This is a genomic window from Chitinophaga alhagiae, from assembly GCF_003568665.1.
GTDB lineage: Bacteria > Bacteroidota > Bacteroidia > Chitinophagales > Chitinophagaceae > Chitinophaga > Chitinophaga alhagiae.
Map to the genome: position 1 here is coordinate 1979363 of NZ_QXMH01000001.1, position 21883 is coordinate 2001245.

Consider the following 21883-nt stretch of genomic DNA (forward strand, 5'->3'; position numbering starts at 1 on the left):
TCATTTTGTTCATTTTCAGGAGGTTTAAACCTCTTCCGTTCATTTTTTGAACAGTCCTGTTCTTTTGCAAGTGATTAACAAAATATCCGGGAAATAGCCCTCAAATTGAGGCCATGCCGCCCGGAATGAGAGCGGCATGGGCAATGCGGGCATGTTGTCCCCGATTTTGACCACCGGTTATTCAGCCTGATACATCATCCTAACATGACAAATAACTCCCGCCCCCGCCTCCTTTGGACAACAGGTCCCCTTCTATGCATATACCTGCTTTGCTGCTGCCCCAGGGCGGGCGCCCAGCAAAACGTGATCCGCGCCCTGCAGGCGGAATTGCCAGGGTACGGGCAAGACAGCCTGCAGTATGCCAATACGCTGAACCGCATCAGCTCGCTGTACCTGGTGCAGCACCTTGACAGCAGTCGCCATTACGCCGAAGCCGCCCGCCTCCTGTCTGGAAGGCTCAAGTATCCCAAAGGGCTGGCAGATGCGTACATGAACCTGGGCGCCTGCTTTACCTTCCAGAACAATAACAACCTTGCCTACCGCTTTTACCTGGAAAGCCTGCAACGTTACCGCAACCTGGCAGATTCTGCCGGCATCAGCCAGGCGCTGGCCAATATCGGCGCTTATTATCATTACCAGGGCCAAAGCCAGCTTTCCATACCCTACCTGCAGGAGGCAGTTTCCGTAGGGAGCAGGCTGCTGCGGGATTCCCTTTGGGTGCCCGTGCTGAGCACCTATTATGTGGTGTTCTCGCGTGACAGTCTCCGGCAGGACTCTGCCCGCTGGGCCTTGCACAAGGCGCATGATATAGCCACCCGTTACCACGATGGCCGCATGGTTACTTACACCGGGCTTTTCCTGGCACATGAAAGAATGCAGAACGGGCAGTTGCAGCAGGCCATGGACGATATCAACTCGTTGGTACAGGCCGCCCTGCCGCTCGGGCTTACCTATCTTGCCGTGTATGGCAACGCCCAGCTGGACCTGTATGCTTCCTACGCTCAAAGGAAAGACTCCATCGTGTACCGCGAAAGGATGCTGGAAGCCGCCATCCGCGGCGGGTACAAGCGGCTGGTGATGGCGCCCGTTACCTCGCTGTACCGCCATTATAAAAAAACGGAGCCGGCGCGGGCCTTTCACTTCGCAGACCTGATGTGTGAAATTGCCGGGCAACAGCCGGAATTGCGGGCCAAAGGAGAGCTGGATTATATGGAATCTTTCATACAGGAAAAGGAGACCAGGGCCCTGCACCTCAACAATGCCCTGCAACAACAGTCGCTGGCCACGGGGCAACTGCAAATTACCAACCGCAACCTGGTGATATGGTTTTTTATTGTGGTGGTGATATTGCTGGGGTGCTTGCTGGTAGCCTTCTTGCGGGTGCAGCGGAGGTCGGTGTTGCGGGACAGGCGGTACAAGGAGGTCAACCAGCTGCTGTTGCAAAAACACCGGGAGCTGCAGCACCATGATGATTTCAAGAACAAGCTGCTGAGCATACTGGCCCATGATTTCCGGCTGCCGCTCAGCCAGATCATCAATATCACCGATCTTTTCAGAAGAAGTGACATTCCGCCGGAGCACTTCCGGGATATGGCCTTCAGCATTGCTGCTACCGCCAATGAGACCCTTCAGCTGTTTGAAACGGTATTGCAGTGGATCAAGTCACAATTGACCGGCTTTGACTACGTGCCTTCGGTCTATAATGTAAAAGAATTGCTGGATGAGGCGCTGGAGCCGCTGGAGGCAGATATCAGGGACAAAGGGATAGTGCTGGAAATGGAGGTGGAGGATGGATTGACAGTAAAAGCAGACCATGAAATGCTACAGTTCGTGAACCGGAACCTGCTGCACAATGCGGTTAAGTATTCGCGGCGGGGCAGCCGTGTTATTGTTTCCGCTGTTACGCGTAAACAGCGTGTGCTCGTTACAGTTACCAACGAAGGAACGGGCATTCATGCTATGGACATGCCGTACATTTTCAACCACCGCGTGCCGGGCAAGCTGGTGAGTGAGACCGGCCGTGGAGCTGGGCTGGCGTTGATCATCTGCCGGGATTTTATTGAAAAGATGGAAGGGAACATTACCGTGCGGAGTGACGGAGAGAACTATGTCACATTCGAATATGAGATGTAGGGGATAGGTGGCCCTTGATGAGGTGTTAACACCTTCTTCAGAATGAACAAAATGAACGATTGTTAATTCGCATGGCTATGCTATTTTGCACCTGTCAAAATTATTTGTTTAACCCACAAGTATGAATATGGGCAGGATGTTTTTCAACAAAAACACCAGATCTCCGCTGGTGGAAGCAGGCGGGTCCGCATAAATGCGGGCGCTATTTCAAGGATTCATTTTAGTATAGTTGCCGGTAATTGTATAGTTATTACCAGCAAGGAAGAGTATGTTAATCTAAAACCAGACCAGTGAAAAAAGAAAGATCAATAAATTGCCTGAAAGGGCAACTGTCAGGAACTCACGTCATCGGGGATTTTCCGCCGGATTATAGGCCGGATAAGGGTTTGAGCCGCATATTAATGCGCCTTTCCGCCCATTTTTATAAAGAGCCGGGTACCTTTTCACGTCGGGGCTCCGGGTTAGATGCAACGGATCTTACGGGCAAATCACTGTCCCTATAAAGGGTGAAAAACAGTTGGAATGGCATGAATGATTTTTGCCGGGAAAAAATGGAGTACTTCTGGCATGGGCAATGCTATGCCCCAATGCAAATGAGCGGATGCTGCCGGCGGATAAAAACAGAACGGTGATGAGAGGCGGCAGAATGCCAGCAAACTGCATGGATGTTCTTCTCCTTGCTTTGATGAGCAAGAAAGGAGAGGTGGCGGATCTGTGTTCCGGCGTACTCATGGTTCAAAAAATCACTGTTTTTATAAAACCTGCAAGTGCCTGTGTGCTTCCATGTGGCAGACCTCGTTGTGCCTCCTGTTACCAAACAGTGGAGGGCAAACAAAGGGTCTCCCTCCATCCAGCTACCAGGTGTGAACTAATTGACCGGGGCGAAACAACAATTATGGGTGAGCTTCTCTTTCCGCCGAATTTTGGGTTTCACGTGGGGAAGCGCCCCGGTCTTTACTTACATCCGCAAGACTTTTTGTTTTGATTAGAAGGTGACGGTTTATGCGGGAGGCAAGAGTTGTACGTGGCCCCGCTTCGCACTTCAGGGGCCGTTTTACAACAGCCTTGTCATAACTGCTAACTGTTCCCGGAAGAGGTTTGCCGGTGAGAGGTGGCCGGTTTTCGTTGCTGATCACGGATAAGCGTATATGCTGCAGGTTTTGGTTGATTTTGACCTGGCGGAATGGATGCCTTGAAACAGCAACGGAACAGACATTCCTTTGAGGTACAATAAGTCTGACCACGGCCATCCACCACCGGCAGCCTCTTCACTTTTACCAGGAAAAACAAACAACAAACAAACTGTTCCCTTGCCCGCTCCTGCATTGGGCAGGCCAGGCATAGCGCGCCTGTAAACAGGGAAGCTGAGTAACCGTTTTAATATCTGTAAATGGAATTTTTTTCTGCATACTGCGTGAAGGGGAGACACCTCCTGGAAGAAGACATTCATAAACAGATCGTGGTGGACAGCCTGGCTTTTATGGTGGAGAACAAACGTATCTGGTTATATGGTTTTGTAATACTGCCTGGTGAGTTTCACCTGCTCTGGCAGCGGCAGCCAGCCTGGGAGCTGAAAAATCTCCGGCAAATGCTGCTCAAATTCACTGCCCATCAAATCAAGCACCGGCTCAAAGCCATTAACCGCCGGGAGCTGGAGACCTACAGAAGCCCTCTTCGGGACCGGCAGTTCCAGTTCTGGGAGCGCCATGCAGATGCCCTGCCTGTCAGTATTGCGCAGGCCGCCGCCGAAAAACTGCAGCAGATGCATGAGGCGCCTGTGGCGGGAGGCCTTTGCCGCCAGCCGGAAGCATACCGGTTCTCTTCAGCGGCATTTTACGCACAGGCAGCGATCCGCCAGGAAAAAAATGAGACCGGCTCCTTTGCACCGGTGCACGCCGGCGAAGGCCAGGCAGCCGCGGCAGGCCATCCAAGCCCTGAACCTGCGCTTAACGGGTTGCTTAGGCATTACCAGCAGTATTTTCCTCCGTAACAGGCATCATTATCAGTTCTCTATACGTGAAAATAGCATGGCCGTGGAATCTTCCCGGGATGCTTGGGTATGACATAGCAATCAAAAAGGCCGGCCAGCGGGGTCTCCCGCATAGCCGGCCTTTTTGGTATAATTACCGGGTTATATCTACTAACCTTTTACCAGGGTACCTACATTCCTGCCCATGATCACATGCAGCAGGTTGCCGGTTTTGTTCATATCAAACACAATGATAGGCAACTTATTCTCCTGGCAAAGCGTGAAAGCGGTCATATCCATCACGTTCAGCGATTTCTGGTACACCTCGGCAAAGGTAATGGTCTCATACCGGGTGGCAGCAGGGTCTTTCTCGGGGTCAGCAGTGTAGATGCCATCTACACGGGTGCCCTTGAGAATAACGTCGGCCTGTATCTCGATGGCCCGCAGGGAGGCTGCGGTATCTGTTGTAAAATAGGGGTTGCCGGTGCCGGCGCCAAATATCACCACACGGCCCTTTTCAAGGTGCCTGATGGCCCTGCGCCGGATGTAAGGCTCCGCAATTTGCTCCATCTTGATGGCTGATTGCAACCGGGTGTACATACCGGCCCGCTCCAGGCCGCTTTGCATGGCCATACCGTTAATAACGGTGGCCAGCATGCCCATGTAGTCGCCCTGGGCCCGTTCAATGCCGGTTTCCGCCTCATTCATGCCCCGGTAAATGTTACCGCCGCCAATTACGACGGCCACCTGTACCCCCAGGTCGGTTACGGCTTTAATATCCTGTGCATACTGCGTTATCACTTTCGGATCAATTCCATAATTACTATCTCCCATCAGAGACTCACCACTCAGCTTGAGCAAAATTCTTTTGTACTTTGGCAACATGTCAGCTATAATTATTGTAAGATTTGTTATTGGGATAGACGGCCAAATATACAAATCCGTTCCCAATATTGCTTCCTAGAAATGTCTATGCAAAAAAAAGGAGAGAATTTTTCGTTCTCTCCTTTGATATTGTTTACCAGGTTTATCCTAATGCTACGCGTTTGAAAGTGGTTACTTTCAGCTCCCCGTCTACAGATTTCAGGTGGTCCGCAACAGACTTGTTACCGTCTTTTACGAAGGCCTGCTGCAGCAGGGTGCTTTCTTTGAAGAACTTGTTGATCTTGCCGGCGGCAATTTTTTCGGCCATTTCAGCGGGTTTGCCTTCAGCCTTGATCTGCTCAATTGCAATTTCTTTCTCGCGGGCCACCAGCTCATCGGGAACGCCGTCTGCATCTACAGCAATCGGGTTCATGGCTGCTATCTGCATGGCAATATCTTTACCGGTTTCTTCACTAACAGGTTTGCTGAAGCCAACCAGTACGCCCATGCGGTAATTACCGTGGATGTAGGCGGTTACGGCGGCGGCCTCCACCCTTTCAAATTTGCTCAGGGTGATCTTTTCGCCGATTTTAGCTACCTGGTCGTTTACTTTATCCGCAACAGTGGCGCCATCCAGCGGGGCCGCGTTCAGTTCTTCAACGGTTTGGATGTTGTTGGCCAGGGCCAGGTCTGCAATAGATTGGGCAAACTTCACAAAATCCTCATTTTTTGCCACAAAGTCTGTTTCGCAGCTCAGTAACACCACTACGCCGGCTTTGGCGTCTGCGGTGGTTTTGGCGATCACAACGCCTTCTTTGGTTTCACGGTCTGAACGCAGGGCGGCTACTTTCTGGCCTTTCTTGCGCAGGTAGTCCACTGCTTTTTCGAAATCACCGTCTGTTTCCACCAGCGCCTTTCTGCAATCCATCATACCAGCTCCGGTTTGCTGACGGAGTTTATTTACGTCCGCGGCTGTAATTGTTGCCATGATATATAATCAGTTTATAGAGTTAAAATGTAATTACGGGAGAATTATTAATGTGAATCGTGAACGACAGGTATCATTCACGATTCACTATTCTGACTGTATGATTATCAGATTATCTGGCAGGACCAGGTTTGCCAGCGCCGGAGGGACGGAATCCACCGCCACCGGGACGGCTGCCACCACCCGGACGGTTGCCGCCGGGACGGTTACCACCGCTTCTGCCAGGTCCGCCGCCGCGGTTACCACCACCACGGTTGCCACCGGGGCCACCAGGACCGCGCTGACCGCCAGGGCCTGCGCTTCTGCCACCGGGACCACCAGGCCTGCGGCCTCTTTCACCACGGTCATCGCCACCGTCCAGCTCAAATTTGCGTACTTTATTGTCTGCTTCTTCTTCTTCCACTTCATCCGTTTTCTCTACTGCCCTCTCAGCCAGGCCTTCAGCAATAGCTGCGGCTATGTAGCTAACAATGATGGCAATGGATTTAGTAGCGTCGTCGTTCGCAGGAATAGCAAAGTCAACTTTGGTAGGATCGGAGTTGGTATCTACCATACCGAAGGTAGAAACACCCAGGCGTTTTGCTTCAGCCAGTGCAATGTGCTCGTGGCTGATGTCTACGATGAACAGGGCAGCCGGAACACGAGCCAGTTGGGAGATACCGCCCAGCACTTTTTCCATTTTGTCCTTATCGCGGGAGAGCGTCAGGCGCTCTTTTTTGGTAATGTTGTCGAAAGTGCCGTCTGCCAGCATTTTTTCAATGCTCTGCATTTTCTTCACGCTCTTGCGGATAGTGGCAAAGTTGGTCAGCATACCGCCCAGCCATCTTTCCGTTACGTAAGGCATGTTCACGCGTTTTGCAGCATCGGCCACAATTTCTTTCGCCTGCTTTTTGGTAGCCACGAACATGATCTTTTTACCGCTCTTGGCAATGGATTTCAGCGCAGCGGCTGTTTCCTGCAGGCCTTCAACGGTTTTGTTCAGGTCTATGATGTGAATACCTTTCTTTTCTGCGAAAATATAAGGCAGCATCTTCGGGTTCCACTTTTTCTTCAGGTGACCGAAGTGTACACCGGCTTCCAGTAACTGCTGCTGTAATGAAGTATTATTTTCCATGTTGTTTTAATCAAATTGATGGTCAAGAATTGAATGCTGCAATCATTAACGTTTAGAGAACTGGAAGCTCCTTCTTGCTTTGGCTTTACCCGGTTTCTTACGTTCAACAGCCCTGGGATCACGTTTCAGCAGGCCGGCCGCTTTCAGTGCGGGGCGGAATTCGGGGTTGATCTCGCACAGTGCGCGCGCAATACCCAGTCTTACCGCTTCTGCCTGGCCTTTGATACCACCACCCTGTGCATTCACTTTTACATCGAATTTATCCAGCGCGTCAATGGTCTTGAAAGGCGCCTCCACCTGGTTCTGCAGGTAGATCAGCGAAAAATATGTTTTATAATCCTTGTCGTTCACCAGAATGGTGCCGGTACCTTTGCTCACGTATACGCGGGCAACTGCTTCCTTACGACGACCGATAGTATTTTTTTGTTTTTCCATTATTCAGGTGTGATTAGAAAGTTAAAGACTGCGGTTTCTGAGCAGCATGCGGATGTTCTGCACCAGCGTAAACAAAAAGCTTTTTGTACATCGCACGGCCCAGGCGGTTTTTAGGCAGCATGCCTTTAACAGCCCTCTCAATCACCACTTCAGGGCGACGTTTCAGCAGGTCTTTGGCAGTTTCACCTTTCTGGCCACCGGGGTAACCGGAATAGGTCTGGTATTCCTTGTCGTTCAGCTTGTTGCCGGTGAAAACAACCTTTTCGGCGTTGATCACAATGATATTGTCGCCACAGTCAGTATGAGGGGTGTAGTAAGGTTTGTTCTTACCTCTCAGTATGGCTGCAATCCTGGCGCTCATTCTGCCTACGGTCAAGTTGGTGGCATCCACTATGTACCAGTCGCGCTTTACGTAAGCGTCGTTCGCAGATTTTGTTTTAAAACTTAAAGTATTCATCGCTTTAATAAAATGATAATTAAATATCGCCCTGTTTGGGAGTGCAAAGCTAAGATGGAAAATGAATAAAACCATCAATTTAGGGGGCTTTTTTGAAAGATACCTTTGTAACCTGTTGATTTACAATAAAAAATTTGACAAAGAGTTATCAACAGATAGTTCAACGGCCGGTTTTAAAGGCCCTGAGGCATAAAAAAGGGCCGGAAGCCCGGCCCTTACAGTATCTTTTGCAACTTAGTTACGGTCACGCGCGCCCAGATATATCATTAGATATTGTAATAATATAACGATGGAGGACACCGCGGCTACCACATAGGTCATAGCGGCCCACCAAAGGGCGTCTTTCGCCTTGTCGTGTTCCGCCTTGTAAGTCATGCCCGTACTATCCAGCCAGGCCAGCGCCCTTTTGGAGGCATCAAACTCCACAGGCAGGGTCACTACGGCAAAAAGAGTGGTTACGCCGAATAATATAATACCGCCCAGCAGCAGGTTAGGGAATACATTGATCAGCAAAATGCCCGCTATCAGCACAATCTGCACCAGCGAGGAGCTAATCTGTACGGCCGGCACCATTTTAGACCGGAAGTTCAGCCAGGCGTAGCTGGTGGCATGCTGCACGGCGTGCCCGCACTCGTGGGCCGCCACCGCCGCGGCCGCTACTGTGGCCCCGTTGTAAACGTCCGGGCTCAGGTTCACGGTTTTGTCTGCCGGGTTGTAGTGATCGCTCAGGAACCCCTGGGCAGATATTACTTTTACATCATATATACCATTATCCTTTAACATCTTCTCTGCCACTTCCTTGCCTGTAAGCCCGGAGGAAAGCGGCACCTGGCTGTATTCCTTAAACTTGCTCCGCAGCCGGAGGCTGACCAGCGCACTGATCCCCACAAAAATGAGGGATACGATCATAATTCCTGGAGTCATCTCTTATTGTTGTTTTAGATTGTTGACATAAAATTACCCCTATTCATTATCAAATCTCCTACCATTTGACCGATTTAACATTTTTTGAACGAAACCGACCGGTTACACATATTTTTTGTCAGCAGTAAAAAATTAACACTGACACTTTGACCGGAAAAGGGTGCTTTTCCACCTGTTTTTATACATTTAGTGTATATATAATATATAGAGAATTTGATATATGAATACTCGCCCTGCCACCCTTAGCTATCAATAATTTACAGCTTTTTATAAGAAATTATCTACAGGCGAAACAGGCTACAATAGGGGGTTCCAGCCGACTGACTGCCAAAGGAATTAACACTTTAAAAGTTATTAACATCCTTTAAATAAACTTTTTTATTCTCATCCCATTTAGTAATTTAGTCCTGAATTTAATGGGTTAGTAAGTAGAAAGAGTCAGCGGAATCCTCCGTTGGCTCTTTTCTCATTTAATAGATTCCGTACAGCATTTTTTTTCTGCTTTTGAATCGGTGCTCATCTTTTTCCGCACCAAAAATCAGATCTCCTTTTTTTCCTCTTACTTTGTTGCATGAGTAAAATCAAAACAGCTTTTTTCTGTCAGAATTGTGGATATGAGTCAGCCAAATGGACGGGTAAATGTCCTGCTTGTAATCAATGGAACACTTTTGTAGAAGAAAAAGTTCAGAAAGAGTTGCCTTTGCACCGGCAGGAGTGGAAAAGCACCAAAGCAGATCAGCCGCGCGCACCCAAAGTAGTACACCTGGATGCGGTGGAAGGCATAGAAGAAAAGCGCTGGCTCACACCAGACGGAGAGTTGAACCGCGTACTGGGCGGCGGTATAGTGGCCGGTTCGCTGGTATTGGTGGGTGGTGAGCCCGGCATTGGCAAGTCCACGCTTTTCCTGCAGAACGCCTTGATGCTGAAGGATATTAAAACCCTGTACATCAGCGGGGAAGAAAGTGAACAGCAGATCAAAATGCGGGCAGACCGGCTGAAGATCCGGAACGACCAGTTTTATTTACTCACCGAAACATCTACGCAGGCCATTTTCCAGGAAATAAAAAAGCTGGAGCCGCAACTGGTCATAGTAGATTCCATTCAAACCCTGCAATCTCCCCTGATAGAATCGGCGCCGGGCAGTGTTTCGCAGATCCGCGAAACGGCTGCGGAAATGCAGCGCTTCGCCAAAGAAAGCAACACGCCTGTTTTTCTTATAGGCCATATCACGAAAGACGGTTCCATAGCAGGCCCGAAAGTGCTGGAGCATATGGTTGACACCGTGCTGCAGTTTGAAGGAGACCAGCATTACGCCTACCGTATACTCCGCACTATCAAGAACCGCTTTGGCTCTACCGCGGAGCTGGGCATTTATGAAATGACGGGGCAGGGGCTGCGCCAGGTAAGCAATCCTTCAGAAATACTGATCTCTCAGCGGGACGATATGTTGAGCGGCGTAGCTATTGCCGCCACTATTGAAGGCATGCGGCCCATGCTGGTAGAAGTACAGGCGCTCGTTACCCAGTCTGTGTACGGCACACCGCAGCGTACCGCCACCGGCTTTGACCTGCGCAGGCTGCAACTGCTGCTGGCTGTACTGGAAAAACGGGGCGGCTTCCATTTCGGGGTAAAAGATGTGTTCCTCAACATTGCGGGCGGCATCAAGGTAGAAGACCCTTCTATAGACCTGGCCGTGCTTTGCGCCCTGCTCTCTTCTTATGAAGACATAGGGATCTCCCATAAAAACTGTTTTGCCGGGGAAGTAGGCCTCAGCGGTGAAATAAGGGCAGTGAACCGGATAGAGCAGCGCATAGCGGAAGCGGAGAAGCTGGGTTTCGAAAAAATATTTATCTCCAAATATCACAAGAAAGGGCTCGATTTCAGTAAATTCAACATTGAAGTGGTTCCGCTTGGAAGAGTGGAAGAAGTGTACCGCCTGTTATTCTGATAACACAAAGGACCAACACATGCTGCATCCATTGTTACACCTCCTGTACCCGCGCACCTGCGAGTGTTGCGGGCAAGACCTCACCCGCCGGGAAGAAGTGCTCTGCCTCCGCTGCGCCAGCCGCTTGCCGGCTACCGGTTTCCAGCTCCTGCCTCAAAACCCTGTTGAAAGAATATTCTGGGGCCGCGTACGCCTGCAGCACGCCACCGCGGGGTATTACTTTGGCCGCCACGCGCCCCTGCAGCGGCTGGTACACCAGTTCAAATACCGCGGCCGGAAAGATATTGCCCTGTACCTGGGCAGGCAATTGGGCCTGCAATTGCAGCAAAGTAACTGGTGGCAGCACATCACCCGCATAGTGCCCGTACCGCTGAACCTGGTGAAACAACGGCACCGCGGTTACAATCAGGCCGCGTTGCTGGCAGCAGGCATTGCGGGGGTACTCGGTAACCCCGTGTTGCCGCAGGCGCTTGCCCGGGCCGCCGCCGTTACTACACAAACGCGGCAGGCACGCCCTGAAAGATGGGAAAACGTGGCCACCGCCTTTACGCTGGAGCGGCCGCAGGAAGTAATGGGCCAGCATGTGTTGCTGGTAGATGACGTGCTGACCACCGGCGCTACCATAGAAGCCTGTGCCCGAACCGTTCAGCAGGCGGAAGGCGTAATGGTGAGCGTGTGCAGCCTGGCTTACGCAGACAAGTGAAAAGCAGAAATGTGAGCAGTTATGGCATAAAAAAATACAGGTGTTCGAAAACACCTGTCTCTGGTAACTATTCCACGTTATGAATACGCAATTGTTGCATTATGTCAACTACAGCTATGAGGAAGTTTTTTTATTCTTTCCCTTGGAGAAGATGCTGCGCTTGCCGGCGTTCTTATTAATGTAGACCACCCTGAACGTATCGTCAGCCAGTGAGTTCTCCATGTTTACCGCCTGAAGGCCCAGTTTGGCCAGTCGAAGGCTCAATTGTCCAATGTCATCCCTGATGTTCATGTTCTTTCATTTTCCGGTGAGTGTAAATGTGTTTGTCTGGCAAGTGAAGAAAGTCAGCTACACATACAATAACATCCGGCGGCAGCGCCATGGTGGTAGGAAAAAGCGGGCTGCTGGTTATCCGGGTCCGGGTGCATCTCCTTTAAAAGCATAGTTATAAAAAGTTAAACGGTTGGTTTTTGGTTTTGACTTTGTTGTAATACTCTACAAATATAATAGGATTTGTAGAGTAATTGCAAATAATTCTGTGGATTTTTTTGAGATTTATTATAACGAATTGATAATAAGATAATTATAAAACTGCGAGGAATGTCCCCGGCATAAATAAAGGCTTTTAGTTTATTAGTAAGGACTTTTCTATCTTTGCAAATGCCCGAGGGTAGATTTGTTTATTGTTCGGCCCCGGGTTTCATTGTAAACCGTAACTAATAAACGTTATTGCCATGAAATCATTACAACAGTGCGCCGGTGAGCGCATCCTGATAATTGACGGTGCTATGGGCACCATGATCCAGCGCTACAAACTCCAGGAATCCGATTACAGAGGAGAACGTTTCAAAAACTATCATACAGATGTGAAAGGCAACAGCGATCTGTTGTCTATCACCCAGCCGGATATAATTGAAGCCATTCACCGGGAGTACCTGGAGGCCGGGGCGGATATTATTGAGACCAATACTTTCAGCAGCACGGTTATTGCGCAGGCAGACTATGACATGCAGGAGCTGGCTAATGAAATGAATACGGCTTCGGTAAAAATAGCCTGCAAGGCGGCAGATGACTATACCCGCCGCAACCCTGAAAAGCCGCGGTTTGTAGCCGGCGCCATTGGCCCGCTCAACAAAACCCTGTCTATTTCGCCAGACGTGAATAATCCTGGCTTCCGCTCTGTTACGTTCGATGAGGTGGTGGCTGCTTATTATGACCAGGTAAAAGCCCTGGCGGAAGCAGGTGCAGACATCCTGCTGATCGAGACCATTTTTGATACGCTGAACTGCAAGGGCGCCATTTTTGCCATTAAGAAATACTTCCGCGATACGGGCAAACCTGAATTGCCTGTTATGATATCCGGCACTATTACGGACGCTTCGGGCAGGACCCTGAGCGGCCAGACGCTGGAGGCCTTTTACATTTCAGTAATGCACGCCAAGCCTTTTTCCATAGGCCTGAACTGCGCGCTGGGCGGCAACCAGATGCGGCCTTACATAGAAGAGCTGTCACAAATAGCCAACTGTTACGTGAGCTGTTACCCCAATGCGGGCCTGCCCAACACATTCGGAGAATATGATGAGCAACCCCACGAGACAGCGCACATTCTTGAAGATTTTGCCCGAGAGGGTTTTGTAAACATTGTTGGCGGCTGCTGTGGTACCACGCCGGACCACATCCGCCACATTGCCGATCATGTGAAATCCATCGCCCCGCGTCCCTTACCGGTGGTGGAAACCGCACTGGCATAAGAACCACAGGAGTCACACAGCATGAACACTACCAACATCATTAAGCCTTACCTCAGGCTGAGCGGTCTTGAGCCGCTGGTGGTAAGGCCGGAGACCAACTTTATCAACGTAGGAGAACGTACCAACGTTACGGGGTCCAAAAAGTTTGCAAGGCTTGTACGCGAAGGACTGTACGAAGAAGCGCTTTCCGTAGCCCGCCAGCAGGTGGAGAGCGGCGCACAGGTACTGGACGTGAATATGGACGATGCGCTGCTGGACGGCGAAAAGGCCATGACCACCTTCCTCAACCTGCTTGCTTCCGAGCCAGACATTTCCCGTATACCCGTGATGATAGACTCCAGCAAGTTCAGCGTGATCGAAGCGGGTCTCAAATGTCTGCAGGGCAAGTGTATCGTCAACTCTATCAGCCTCAAGGAAGGAGAGGAGAAATTCATAGAACATGCCGTCATCTGCCAGAGCTTCGGCGCATCCGTGGTGGTAATGGCCTTTGATGAAACCGGCCAGGCAGATACGTTGGAAAAACGGGTGAGCTTCTGCCACCGGGCATATAAAATACTGACGGAAAAAGTAGGTTTCGACCCGCAGGATATCATATTTGACCCGAACATTTTTGCCATCGCCACCGGCATTGAAGAGCACAACAACTACGCGGTAGAGTTCATTGAGGCCTGCCGCCAGATCAAGCAGCTCATGCCGCTGGTAAAGATCAGCGGCGGGGTCAGTAACGTGTCTTTCTCTTTCCGCGGTAACGATGTGGTGCGGGAAGCAATGCACTCCGTGTTCCTGTTGCATGCCATCAAGGCAGGGCTGGACATGGGCATTGTAAATGCCGGCATGATCCAGATCTATGACGAAATAGAGCCGCAACTTCGTGAGCTTTGTGAAGACGCTGTTCTCAACCGCAGGCCAGACGCCACGGAGCGCCTGGTAAACTTTGCCGAAACGGTAAAGGCAAAAGGGAAAACGGTGGAAAAGGATGAAGCCTGGCGCAAAGGCACCGTGGAAGAAAGGTTGAGCCATGCGCTGGTGAACGGTATCACGGATTATATTGATGGAGATACTGAAGAAGCGCGCCAGAAGTACCCCCGGCCGCTGGAAGTGATTGAAGGCCCGCTCATGGCCGGGATGAACATAGTGGGCGATCTTTTTGGCAGCGGTAAAATGTTCCTCCCCCAGGTAGTGAAAAGCGCCAGGGTGATGAAAAAGTCCGTAGCCATTCTCACACCTTATATTGAAGAAGAAAAAAAGCTGCTGGTAGCGCAAAACGGCGGGGAAATAAAATCTGCCGGTAAGATCCTGCTGGCCACCGTGAAGGGAGATGTGCACGATATCGGCAAAAATATTGTAGGCGTGGTGCTGGGTTGTAACGGGTATGATATTATTGACCTGGGCGTAATGGTACCCGCAGAAAAAATATTGCAGGCGGCCCGTGAGCACGAGGTAGACGTAATAGGTCTCAGCGGCCTCATTACCCCCAGCCTCGATGAAATGGTGCACATAGCCCGCGAAATGAAACGGCAGCAATTTGATATCCCCCTGCTCATAGGCGGCGCCACTACTTCCCGTACGCATACCGCCGTTAAAATTGCGCCGGAGTATGAAAATGGTGTAGTGCATGTGCTGGACGCATCGCGCAGTGTAACCGTTACCGGTAGCCTGCTGAACAAGGCCCTGCATAAGAACTTCCTGGCAGGCGTAAAAGATGAGTATGTGAAGCTGAATGAGGCCTTCCGGAATAAGAAACCCGTAAAGCAGTATCTCCGCCTGGCAGACGCGCGGCAAAACAAAGTGCCCGTCAACTGGGAGACGTTTCAGCCTGTAAAACCCAAACAGCCGGGTACACACGTATTTGACAACTACGACCTGGGTGAAATTGCGGAGTACATAGACTGGCAACCTTTCTTCATTGCCTGGGAGCTGCACGGCAAATTCCCGCAGATATTGAGCGATGAGGTGGTAGGCAAAGAGGCTACCCGCCTTTACAACGACGCACAGGCCATGTTGAAGCGCATTATTGATGAAAAATGGCTACGCGCCCGTGCGGTAATAGGGATGTTCCCCGCCACGTCTAACGGCATGGACACTGTTACCGTTACCGCTCCTGACGGCGCGGAGGTGCCCCTGGAGTTTTTGCGGCAGCAGGTCAAAAAAGCGCCCGGCCAGCCCAACATCTGCCTGTCAGACTTTATTGCCCCGGCCACTTTCGGCAAGCAGGACTACATTGGCGGGTTTGCCGTTACTGCGGGCGAAGGCATAGAGCAGTGGCTGGAAAAATTCAGAAAAGACCACGATGATTATAGCAGCATTATGCTCAAAGCCCTGGCAGACCGCCTGGCAGAAGCTTTTACGGAACTGTTGCACGAGCGGGTGCGGAAGGAGTTCTGGGCATATGCTACAGACGAGCATCTCAGCAATGACCAGTTGATCAAGGAAGAATATTTGGGAATACGCCCGGCGCCCGGCTATCCCGCCTGCCCGGAGCATACCGAAAAGTACAAGCTGTTTGATCTGCTGAACGCTACAGCGTCTACCGGCATTACGCTTACGGAATCGCTGGCCATGTACCCGGCGGCCAGTGTAAGCGGGTGGTATTTTGCCAACCCGCAGGCAAAATACTTTGGCCTGGGTAAAATAGAAAAAGACCAGGCGGAAGATTATGCCCAAAGAAAAGGCTGGACGCTGGAAGAAGCTGAAAGATGGCTTCGCCCCAACCTGGAGTATGATATGTAACCTGATTGAATAGTTGAAAAGGGCGTACCACAGGGTAGGCCCTTTTTTTATAAGGGTTTGTTATTCCGTTACCGGCACGCTCCTGATCAGTTGATCGCCGCTGTAAAATTTAATGGTCCTGATGCCCGGCTTCCTGGGCACCGCGCCCATCCAGAGGGCGGCAGCGGTAAACGTGCGCTTGGGCGTATCTGCCCGTATGGCAAAATGCAGATGCACCTCGTTTTCCGTAACCATACCGGAAGAGAGCTGAATGTCTTGCGTAAGCTCGGAGGGCCGCAGCACCACAGCGGTAATGATGTTGTTGGCAAAATCAAGCGTATCTATTGTATTGGTCATGGTTTTGGCCGGGGCCAGTATGCTATCCTGCTGTTGAGGGGAATTGATCACCCAGCAGGTAACACTATCCCCTTGCACCACCGTGTTTTTTACAAAATATCCCTGCAATGGTTTTACCTCAATGGAGGTCATGTTCCCGGCAGAATCCGGCTGCTCTTCACTGTTAAAAGAAGTGCGGGAAGTATTGGGGCCACAGGCGGCCATCAGCAAGGCGCAGCAGATAACGGCAGTTTGATATTTCATGATGGTCCTTTTTAGTGTATGTGTCACAAGCATAATACCAAAGAGGAACAATTGTTCAAAACAGGCCATTGATTTACAGGGAAACCACGTGGAAAGTTGCGTAAAACTACGCTTGATATACCCTCTGGTGGGTAGTACATTTGTGTTATGCTTAAGAAATGCATTTAACCCCAAAAAACAATTCGAGTCACAAAAGTTAAGGTACACACTGTTAAGTTAACCCCCTAGTTACGTTTTGACAAAGGCGCCTCCGTGGCGCCTTTGTTGTGCCGGGCGGTTAACTACCTGGCGTCTACCCACATGCCGTTGTCGCGGATGAGGTTGATGAGCTCGGTAACGGCCACATCGCTGCTGAGGCCTCTTTTCACCACTTCCTTGCCGCGGTAGAGGGTAATTTTCCCCACACCGCTGCCTACATACCCGAAATCGGCATCGGCCATTTCGCCCGGGCCGTTTACGATACAGCCCATAATGGCAATTTTGACCCCTTTCAGGTGGTTGGTGACCGCGCGTATGCGGGCCGTGGTTTCCTGCAGGTCAAACAGGGTGCGGCCGCAGGAAGGGCAGGAGATATATTCTGTTTTGGAAATGCGGGTGCGGGTGGCTTGCAGAATACCAAAGGCCACGTTGTTCAGGTGCCCGGGATTTTCGGAGCCAGCTAACCAGAGGCCATCCCCGAAACCGTCCAGCAGCAGGGCGCCGGTTTCAATGGCAAAGTGTACCAGGCCTTCATCAGCGGTATGTTGCGCAGTGCTGTTGCAGCGGAGTATCACCGCCTGGGTGAGGCGCTGCACCATCAGCTCCGCCAGCGCCCTTCTTACAGCGGCCATGGCGTGAGGGGAGTTGGAGTACACGACCGGCACAACGGGGCTGCCCGCCGCCAACGCTTCCAGGAAGGCATTGAAGCCGGGCGTGCCCAGCTCGTCCGCATTGGCGGCTACAAAATTGAGGTGCGGGCTGGTACGGCCTTGTTCTGCCGCGGCCAGGTAGCCGGCTATGTCAAAATAAGGATGGTATTTTTCCTGGTCTTCCGTATGCAGCCAGGTATGGTACTGCACTATTACCCGCAGCGTGCCCGGCAGGGCAAAGTTCAGCAGGTGGTTGCCGGTAAAGATGTAGTCAGCCGCCGCATCGCCAATATTCCACTTGTCCGTGGCCGCATCGTAACTGTACCCGATGGCCTGCAGGTCCTGATGCCCTATTACGGGCAGGTGGCTGAAATCTGCCACCACGGCGGGCACCTGTTTGCCGCCAATGTTGTTCAAAGGCACTGTTTCACGGCGTTTGTAGTCAAAAGGCGTGTAAGGCAGTTTGTCTGATTCCGGCATGGGCAGAACAGGCGGGTGGGAAATGCGGTGGGTATAGCGTTTCACAATGTCACGGCATACCGGCAGCTCAAACTCGGGGTCTTCCGTAAGAGATACGCGGATGGTATCGCCCACACCGTCTTCCAGCAGTGTGCCAATGCCTATGGCGGATTTGATGCGGCCATCTTCCCCATCTCCGGCTTCAGTTACGCCGAGGTGCAGGGGGTAGCAGTGGCCCAGCTCCTGTTGCATGGTATTGACCAGCAGGCGGTAGGCCTGCACCATTACCTGCGGGTTGCTGGATTTCATGCTTAGCACAATGTTCCGGAACTGCAGGTCTTCCGCCACCCTCAAAAATTCCATGGCGCTTTCCACCATGCCCATGGGCGTGTCTCCATAACGGCTCATAATACGGTCGCTCAGGGAGCCATGGTTGGTGCCAATGCGCATGGCGGTACCATATTCCTTGCAGATTTTGACCAGCGGGGTAAAGCGGTCCCGGATGCGGTCAATCTCTTCCTGGTATTCCGCGTCGGTATATTCCAGTAATTCGAATTTCTTTTTATCAATATAGTTGCCGGGGTTGATCCTTACTTTTTCAACAATACGGGCGGCTACTTCCGCGGCGTTGGGGGTAAAGTGGATATCCGCCACCAGCGGGGTGGTGTAGCCCCTGCGGTGCAGTTCGTTTTTGATGGGCAGCAGGTTCTCCGCTTCGTTTTTGCTGGGCGCGGTTATGCGCACCAGTTCTGCGCCGGCCTCTATACAGCGGATGGCCTGGGCCACTGTGCCGGCCGTGTCCATCGTGTCTGTAGTGGTCATGGTTTGAATGCGCACTGGGTCAAAATTACCAATGGTCAGGTCTCCCACTTTTACCTCCAGAGTGGCCAGGCGTTTATATTCAGTCAGCGAAGGGCAATAGAATTGCATGAATTTTTTTATATAGATGTAAAAACAAAATTAGGAAATAAATCCGCGTTCGCTCTTTATCTGATTTTGATATTTTATATGAACGGTAACCGAAGCTGGCTTTTTATTGCCTAGCTTTATGCGTAACAGTTTGTTTGTAACCGAACTATATGTAATTATTTTATAACTGAACCGTGGATACCATACCCTATCAGCAACTACCCTTGAACGGCCAGTTCAGCGTATTCGAAGTAGAAAACTTTGATACGGAGTTGGCAGGCCTGCCCCACCGCCACCACGATTTCCAGATACTGTGGTTTACCAGGGCTAAAGGGGAGCATATTGTAGATTTTGTAACCTACCAGATGACGGACAACAGCATTTTCCTGCTCAGGCCGGGCCAGGTACACCAGTTGCCCAAGAAGGGCTTTTTCGGTTTCAGTATCACTTTTACAGAAAAATTCTACTTCACCAATAAACACGACCGGGAAACCCTGTACGATTTTACCACCCTGTTTGACGATTCCCAGGAGTATGCGCCTATACGGGTCAGCCTTGCCGCGGCAGACAGTTTTGCCCTCATTATCCGGCTGATGAAGCAGGAGCTGGCGGCCCAGTTTGAAAGCAGCGGCAGCAGCGTTATCAAACATTACCTCAATGCTTTTTTGCTGCTGGCGGAGCGGGAAAAGAAACATAATGCGGCCAATTCCCCGGATTTTCTCAATCATGACGCGCGTATTATCCAGCTGAGGCGCCTGGTGGAAATACATTTCCGCAAAGAGCACCAGGCTGCTTTTTATGCAGCGCACTTTGCCCTCACGCCCAAGCGGCTGAATGAAATTACACGGGATGCCATTGGCAAAACGGTAACGGATATGGTGCATGACCGGCTGGTGCTGGAGGCCAAGCGGCAACTGGCTTTCAGCCACCGCAGCGTAAAGGAGATCTGTTATGAACTGGGGTTTGAAGACCCGGCCTATTTCAGCCGGTTTTTCCGCCACCACGCCGCCGCTTCCCCGCAAGAGTTCAGAGAAACAATGTTCAAATAATACCAGTTATTCGTCCCTTTGTCCAAACGGGAGCAGCAAATGGGTGTTAATTTTACACTTCGTTTAAACGGAAACCATGTTTTTGACGCGTTTAACAGACGCGTTTTTAGTTAGGAGTTAGGAAAGGAAAGTAAGAAAAAGTAAGAAAAGTTAGGAAAGGCCGCCTGTATGACTGAACAGGCGGCTTTATGTTTGTAGAGAGGTTTACCAGTCTTTTTCCACCATGCCCGGAGTAGCTTTCACCTTTTTCATCTTGTCTTCCTGCAGTTTTTTCTCTTGCTGGGCCAGTGCCTGCAGCAGGCGTTTGGCCTCGTCTTGAGACAGCTTGCTGGGTTTGGGCTGCGGTTGTTGCTGTTGTTCTTTATCCTGGTCTTTCTGTTGCTGGTCCTGCTGCTGATCGCCGTCTTTTTTGTCTTGCTGGTTCTGCTTATCCTGCTGGTCTTGTTTGTCCTTTTTATCTTTTTTATCCTTGTTCTTCTTGTTATCATCTCCGCCGCTGTTCTGCTGCTGCTGCTTTTTCAGCATGGCCTGTGCATAGGCCAGATTATAGCGCGCCTGCTCGTCTGCCGGGTTGGCCTTCAGTGCGGTTTTATAGTTCTGTATGCTTTCCTGCCATTTTTTGTCTTCCATAAAGGTGTTGCCGATATTGTAGCTGGCATCAGCCTTTATGTCTTTCCGCGGGCTCAGCTTGGCCGTATTGGCGTATTGCTGGCGGGCGGCATCAAAACGTTTTTGTTCATAGAAGGAATTGCCGAGGTTGTAATTGCCTTCTACGGAGCGGTTGTTGCGCTCCAGGGCTTTTTTGTAGCTGGCCTCCGCATCGGCATACTGCTGCTTTTTGTACTGGGAGTTGCCCTGGCGTATCAGTTTGCTGGTGCCTTCCTGCGCACTGGCGGAGCCGGCGGTGCAGCACAGCAGCAAAATGGCGGCTATGGGAAAAATGCGTTGCTTCATGAGGCTTTAACGGTTTTAAGTCCTGGCAGCGCATCTGCGTCTGTGGTTTTTTTCCTGCCTTCGGGCACAAAAAACTCCAGCAGTACCAGCAGCAGGCAAATAGCCAGGAAGTACTGAAAATAGCTGTTATAGTCCGTAAATACGTTTTCGCCAAACTCTTTCTGTTCCATTTTGTGGATCTTGTCAGACAGGGATTCCACCACTTCGTCCGTATTGTTCATGAGGTGCAGGTACAGGCCTTTACCGGTAGCGGCGAGCGATTTGAGGGCGTCTTCATTGAGCTTGGAGATCACTACCTTGCCGTCTTTATCTTTTTTCACGCCGCCGCTTTCCGTGTCTGGCAGGGGAGAGCCGGTGGGGGAACCAATACCGATGGTGTTGATCACCACCCCGTTCTCCAGGGCTTTTTTGGCTTCGGAGATGGCTCCTTCATTATGGTCTTCCCCGTCTGAAATGATAATGAGGGCTTTATGTTTGCGTTCCTTGCGGTTAAAGGCTTCATCACTCACCCTGATGGCTTCGTTGATTTCCGTGCCCTGGCGGGGAATGAGGTCTGGCGTGATGCTGCCCAGGTACATCCGGGCCGCCGAATAATCTACGGTGAGGGGCATTTGCAGATAGGCATTGCCGGCAAATACTACCAGGCCAACACGGTCGTTATCCAGTTTTTCCATCAGCCGCGTTACTACTTGTTTGGCGCGGGTAAGCCGGTCCGGCTTCACGTCTGTTGCCAGCATGCTTTTACTAACGTCCAGCGCAATGATCACGTCTACCCCTTTCCGGGTGATCTTTTCCACGCGGCTGCCTTTTTGCAGGTTGGCGAGGCCTATCACCCCAAAAAAGAAGGCCACAAAGAGCAGCAGGAACTTGAGGGTGAACAGGCGGCGGGAGTAGCCGCTAAAAAGTTTTTCCACCATGGCGGGGTCTCCCATACGGCGGATAGACCGGCGTTTCCACCAGGTAACCCAGGCAAAGGCCAGTACCAGCGCTATCAGCAGCACAAAGGCCCAGAGGTATTCAGTGTGTTGGAATCTTAACATGGCTAAAACGGCGCACCCCGGTCTGAGCC

Annotated in this window: 18 protein-coding genes; 7 read left to right on the forward strand and 11 right to left on the reverse strand. The window is 51.1% G+C overall.

The genetic code is table 11. The features are described 5' to 3' along the window. Window positions 1–204 precede the first annotated feature (204 nt). Both D3A97_RS08045 and D3A97_RS08055 read left to right on the forward strand, forming a co-directional pair. Complete coding sequence (locus D3A97_RS08045; RefSeq protein ID WP_119077857.1) at window positions 205–2133, forward strand: ATP-binding protein; 1929 nt, start codon at window positions 205–207, stop codon at window positions 2131–2133. A 1390-nt stretch (window positions 2134–3523) separates the two neighbouring features. Then, window positions 3524–4123, forward strand: coding sequence for a hypothetical protein (locus D3A97_RS08055; RefSeq protein ID WP_119077859.1), 600 nt, complete (start codon window positions 3524–3526; stop codon window positions 4121–4123). A gap of 150 nt (window positions 4124–4273) precedes the next feature. Here the strand turns inward: D3A97_RS08055 and pyrH are convergent, their stop codons facing one another. The 6 genes from pyrH to D3A97_RS08085 all read right to left on the reverse strand — a co-directional run bounded on the left by pyrH (window position 4274) and on the right by D3A97_RS08085 (window position 8884). Then, on the reverse strand, window positions 4274–4987 hold the full coding sequence (gene pyrH, locus D3A97_RS08060; RefSeq protein ID WP_119077860.1) for a UMP kinase: 714 nt from the start codon (window positions 4985–4987) through the stop codon (window positions 4274–4276). 142 nt (window positions 4988–5129) lie between these two features. Beyond that, window positions 5130–5954: a translation elongation factor Ts gene (gene tsf / locus D3A97_RS08065; RefSeq protein ID WP_119077861.1), complete on the reverse strand. Its 825-nt coding sequence runs from the start codon at window positions 5952–5954 to the stop codon at window positions 5130–5132. Window positions 5955–6066: 112 nt separating this feature from the next. Beyond that, window positions 6067–7068 (reverse strand): 30S ribosomal protein S2, encoded by a 1002-nt coding sequence (gene rpsB / locus D3A97_RS08070; protein ID WP_119077862.1) that lies wholly within the window; start codon window positions 7066–7068, stop codon window positions 6067–6069. Window positions 7069–7113: 45 nt separating this feature from the next. Next, window positions 7114–7503, reverse strand: coding sequence for a 30S ribosomal protein S9 (gene rpsI, locus D3A97_RS08075; RefSeq protein ID WP_119077863.1), 390 nt, complete (start codon window positions 7501–7503; stop codon window positions 7114–7116). A 13-nt stretch (window positions 7504–7516) separates the two neighbouring features. Further along, window positions 7517–8035, reverse strand: a complete 519-nt coding sequence (gene rplM / locus D3A97_RS08080) for a 50S ribosomal protein L13 (protein WP_432206036.1) — start codon at window positions 8033–8035, stop codon at window positions 7517–7519. Window positions 8036–8194: 159 nt separating this feature from the next. Further along, window positions 8195–8884: a zinc metallopeptidase gene (locus D3A97_RS08085; RefSeq protein WP_119077865.1), complete on the reverse strand. Its 690-nt coding sequence runs from the start codon at window positions 8882–8884 to the stop codon at window positions 8195–8197. A 571-nt stretch (window positions 8885–9455) separates the two neighbouring features. On the opposite strand from D3A97_RS08085, the gene radA reads away from it, so the two are divergent. Both radA and D3A97_RS08095 read left to right on the forward strand, forming a co-directional pair. Beyond that, entirely contained in the window at window positions 9456–10832 is a 1377-nt protein-coding gene (gene radA, locus D3A97_RS08090; RefSeq protein ID WP_119077866.1) for a DNA repair protein RadA, read from the forward strand. A 19-nt stretch (window positions 10833–10851) separates the two neighbouring features. Further along, window positions 10852–11535, forward strand: a complete 684-nt coding sequence (locus D3A97_RS08095) for a ComF family protein (protein WP_119077867.1) — start codon at window positions 10852–10854, stop codon at window positions 11533–11535. 114 nt (window positions 11536–11649) lie between these two features. Here the strand turns inward: D3A97_RS08095 and D3A97_RS24795 are convergent, their stop codons facing one another. Continuing rightward, window positions 11650–11826 carry a hypothetical protein gene (locus D3A97_RS24795; RefSeq protein WP_157986415.1) on the reverse strand — a complete coding sequence of 59 codons (177 nt, stop codon included), beginning with the start codon at window positions 11824–11826 and terminating at the stop codon, window positions 11650–11652. 443 nt (window positions 11827–12269) lie between these two features. Between D3A97_RS24795 and D3A97_RS25420 the strand changes: the two genes are divergently transcribed. Continuing rightward, on the forward strand, window positions 12270–13286 hold the full coding sequence (locus D3A97_RS25420; protein ID WP_119077868.1) for a homocysteine S-methyltransferase family protein: 1017 nt from the start codon (window positions 12270–12272) through the stop codon (window positions 13284–13286). Between the two features lie 21 nt (window positions 13287–13307). Beyond that, window positions 13308–16016, forward strand: coding sequence for a methionine synthase (gene metH / locus D3A97_RS08105; protein ID WP_119077869.1), 2709 nt, complete (start codon window positions 13308–13310; stop codon window positions 16014–16016). 60 nt (window positions 16017–16076) lie between these two features. Here metH and D3A97_RS08110 read toward each other — a convergent pair whose 3' ends face one another. Further along, entirely contained in the window at window positions 16077–16595 is a 519-nt protein-coding gene (locus D3A97_RS08110) for a hypothetical protein (protein ID WP_119077870.1), read from the reverse strand. Window positions 16596–16876: 281 nt separating this feature from the next. After that, window positions 16877–18832, reverse strand: a complete 1956-nt coding sequence (gene ispG, locus D3A97_RS08115; RefSeq protein WP_119077871.1) for a (E)-4-hydroxy-3-methylbut-2-enyl-diphosphate synthase — start codon at window positions 18830–18832, stop codon at window positions 16877–16879. Between the two features lie 173 nt (window positions 18833–19005). Between ispG and D3A97_RS08120 the strand changes: the two genes are divergently transcribed. Further along, window positions 19006–19860 carry a helix-turn-helix domain-containing protein gene (locus D3A97_RS08120; RefSeq protein WP_119077872.1) on the forward strand — a complete coding sequence of 285 codons (855 nt, stop codon included), beginning with the start codon at window positions 19006–19008 and terminating at the stop codon, window positions 19858–19860. Between the two features lie 204 nt (window positions 19861–20064). Here D3A97_RS08120 and D3A97_RS08125 read toward each other — a convergent pair whose 3' ends face one another. Continuing rightward, the gene (locus D3A97_RS08125; RefSeq protein WP_119077873.1) at window positions 20065–20814 is read right to left on the reverse strand and encodes a tetratricopeptide repeat protein; all 750 of its coding nucleotides are present in this window, start codon (window positions 20812–20814) and stop codon (window positions 20065–20067) included. Then, complete coding sequence (locus tag D3A97_RS08130) at window positions 20811–21854, reverse strand: VWA domain-containing protein (RefSeq protein WP_119077874.1); 1044 nt, start codon at window positions 21852–21854, stop codon at window positions 20811–20813. The genes D3A97_RS08125 and D3A97_RS08130 overlap by 4 nt, the downstream gene beginning before the upstream one ends. Window positions 21855–21883: the final 29 nt, after the last annotated feature.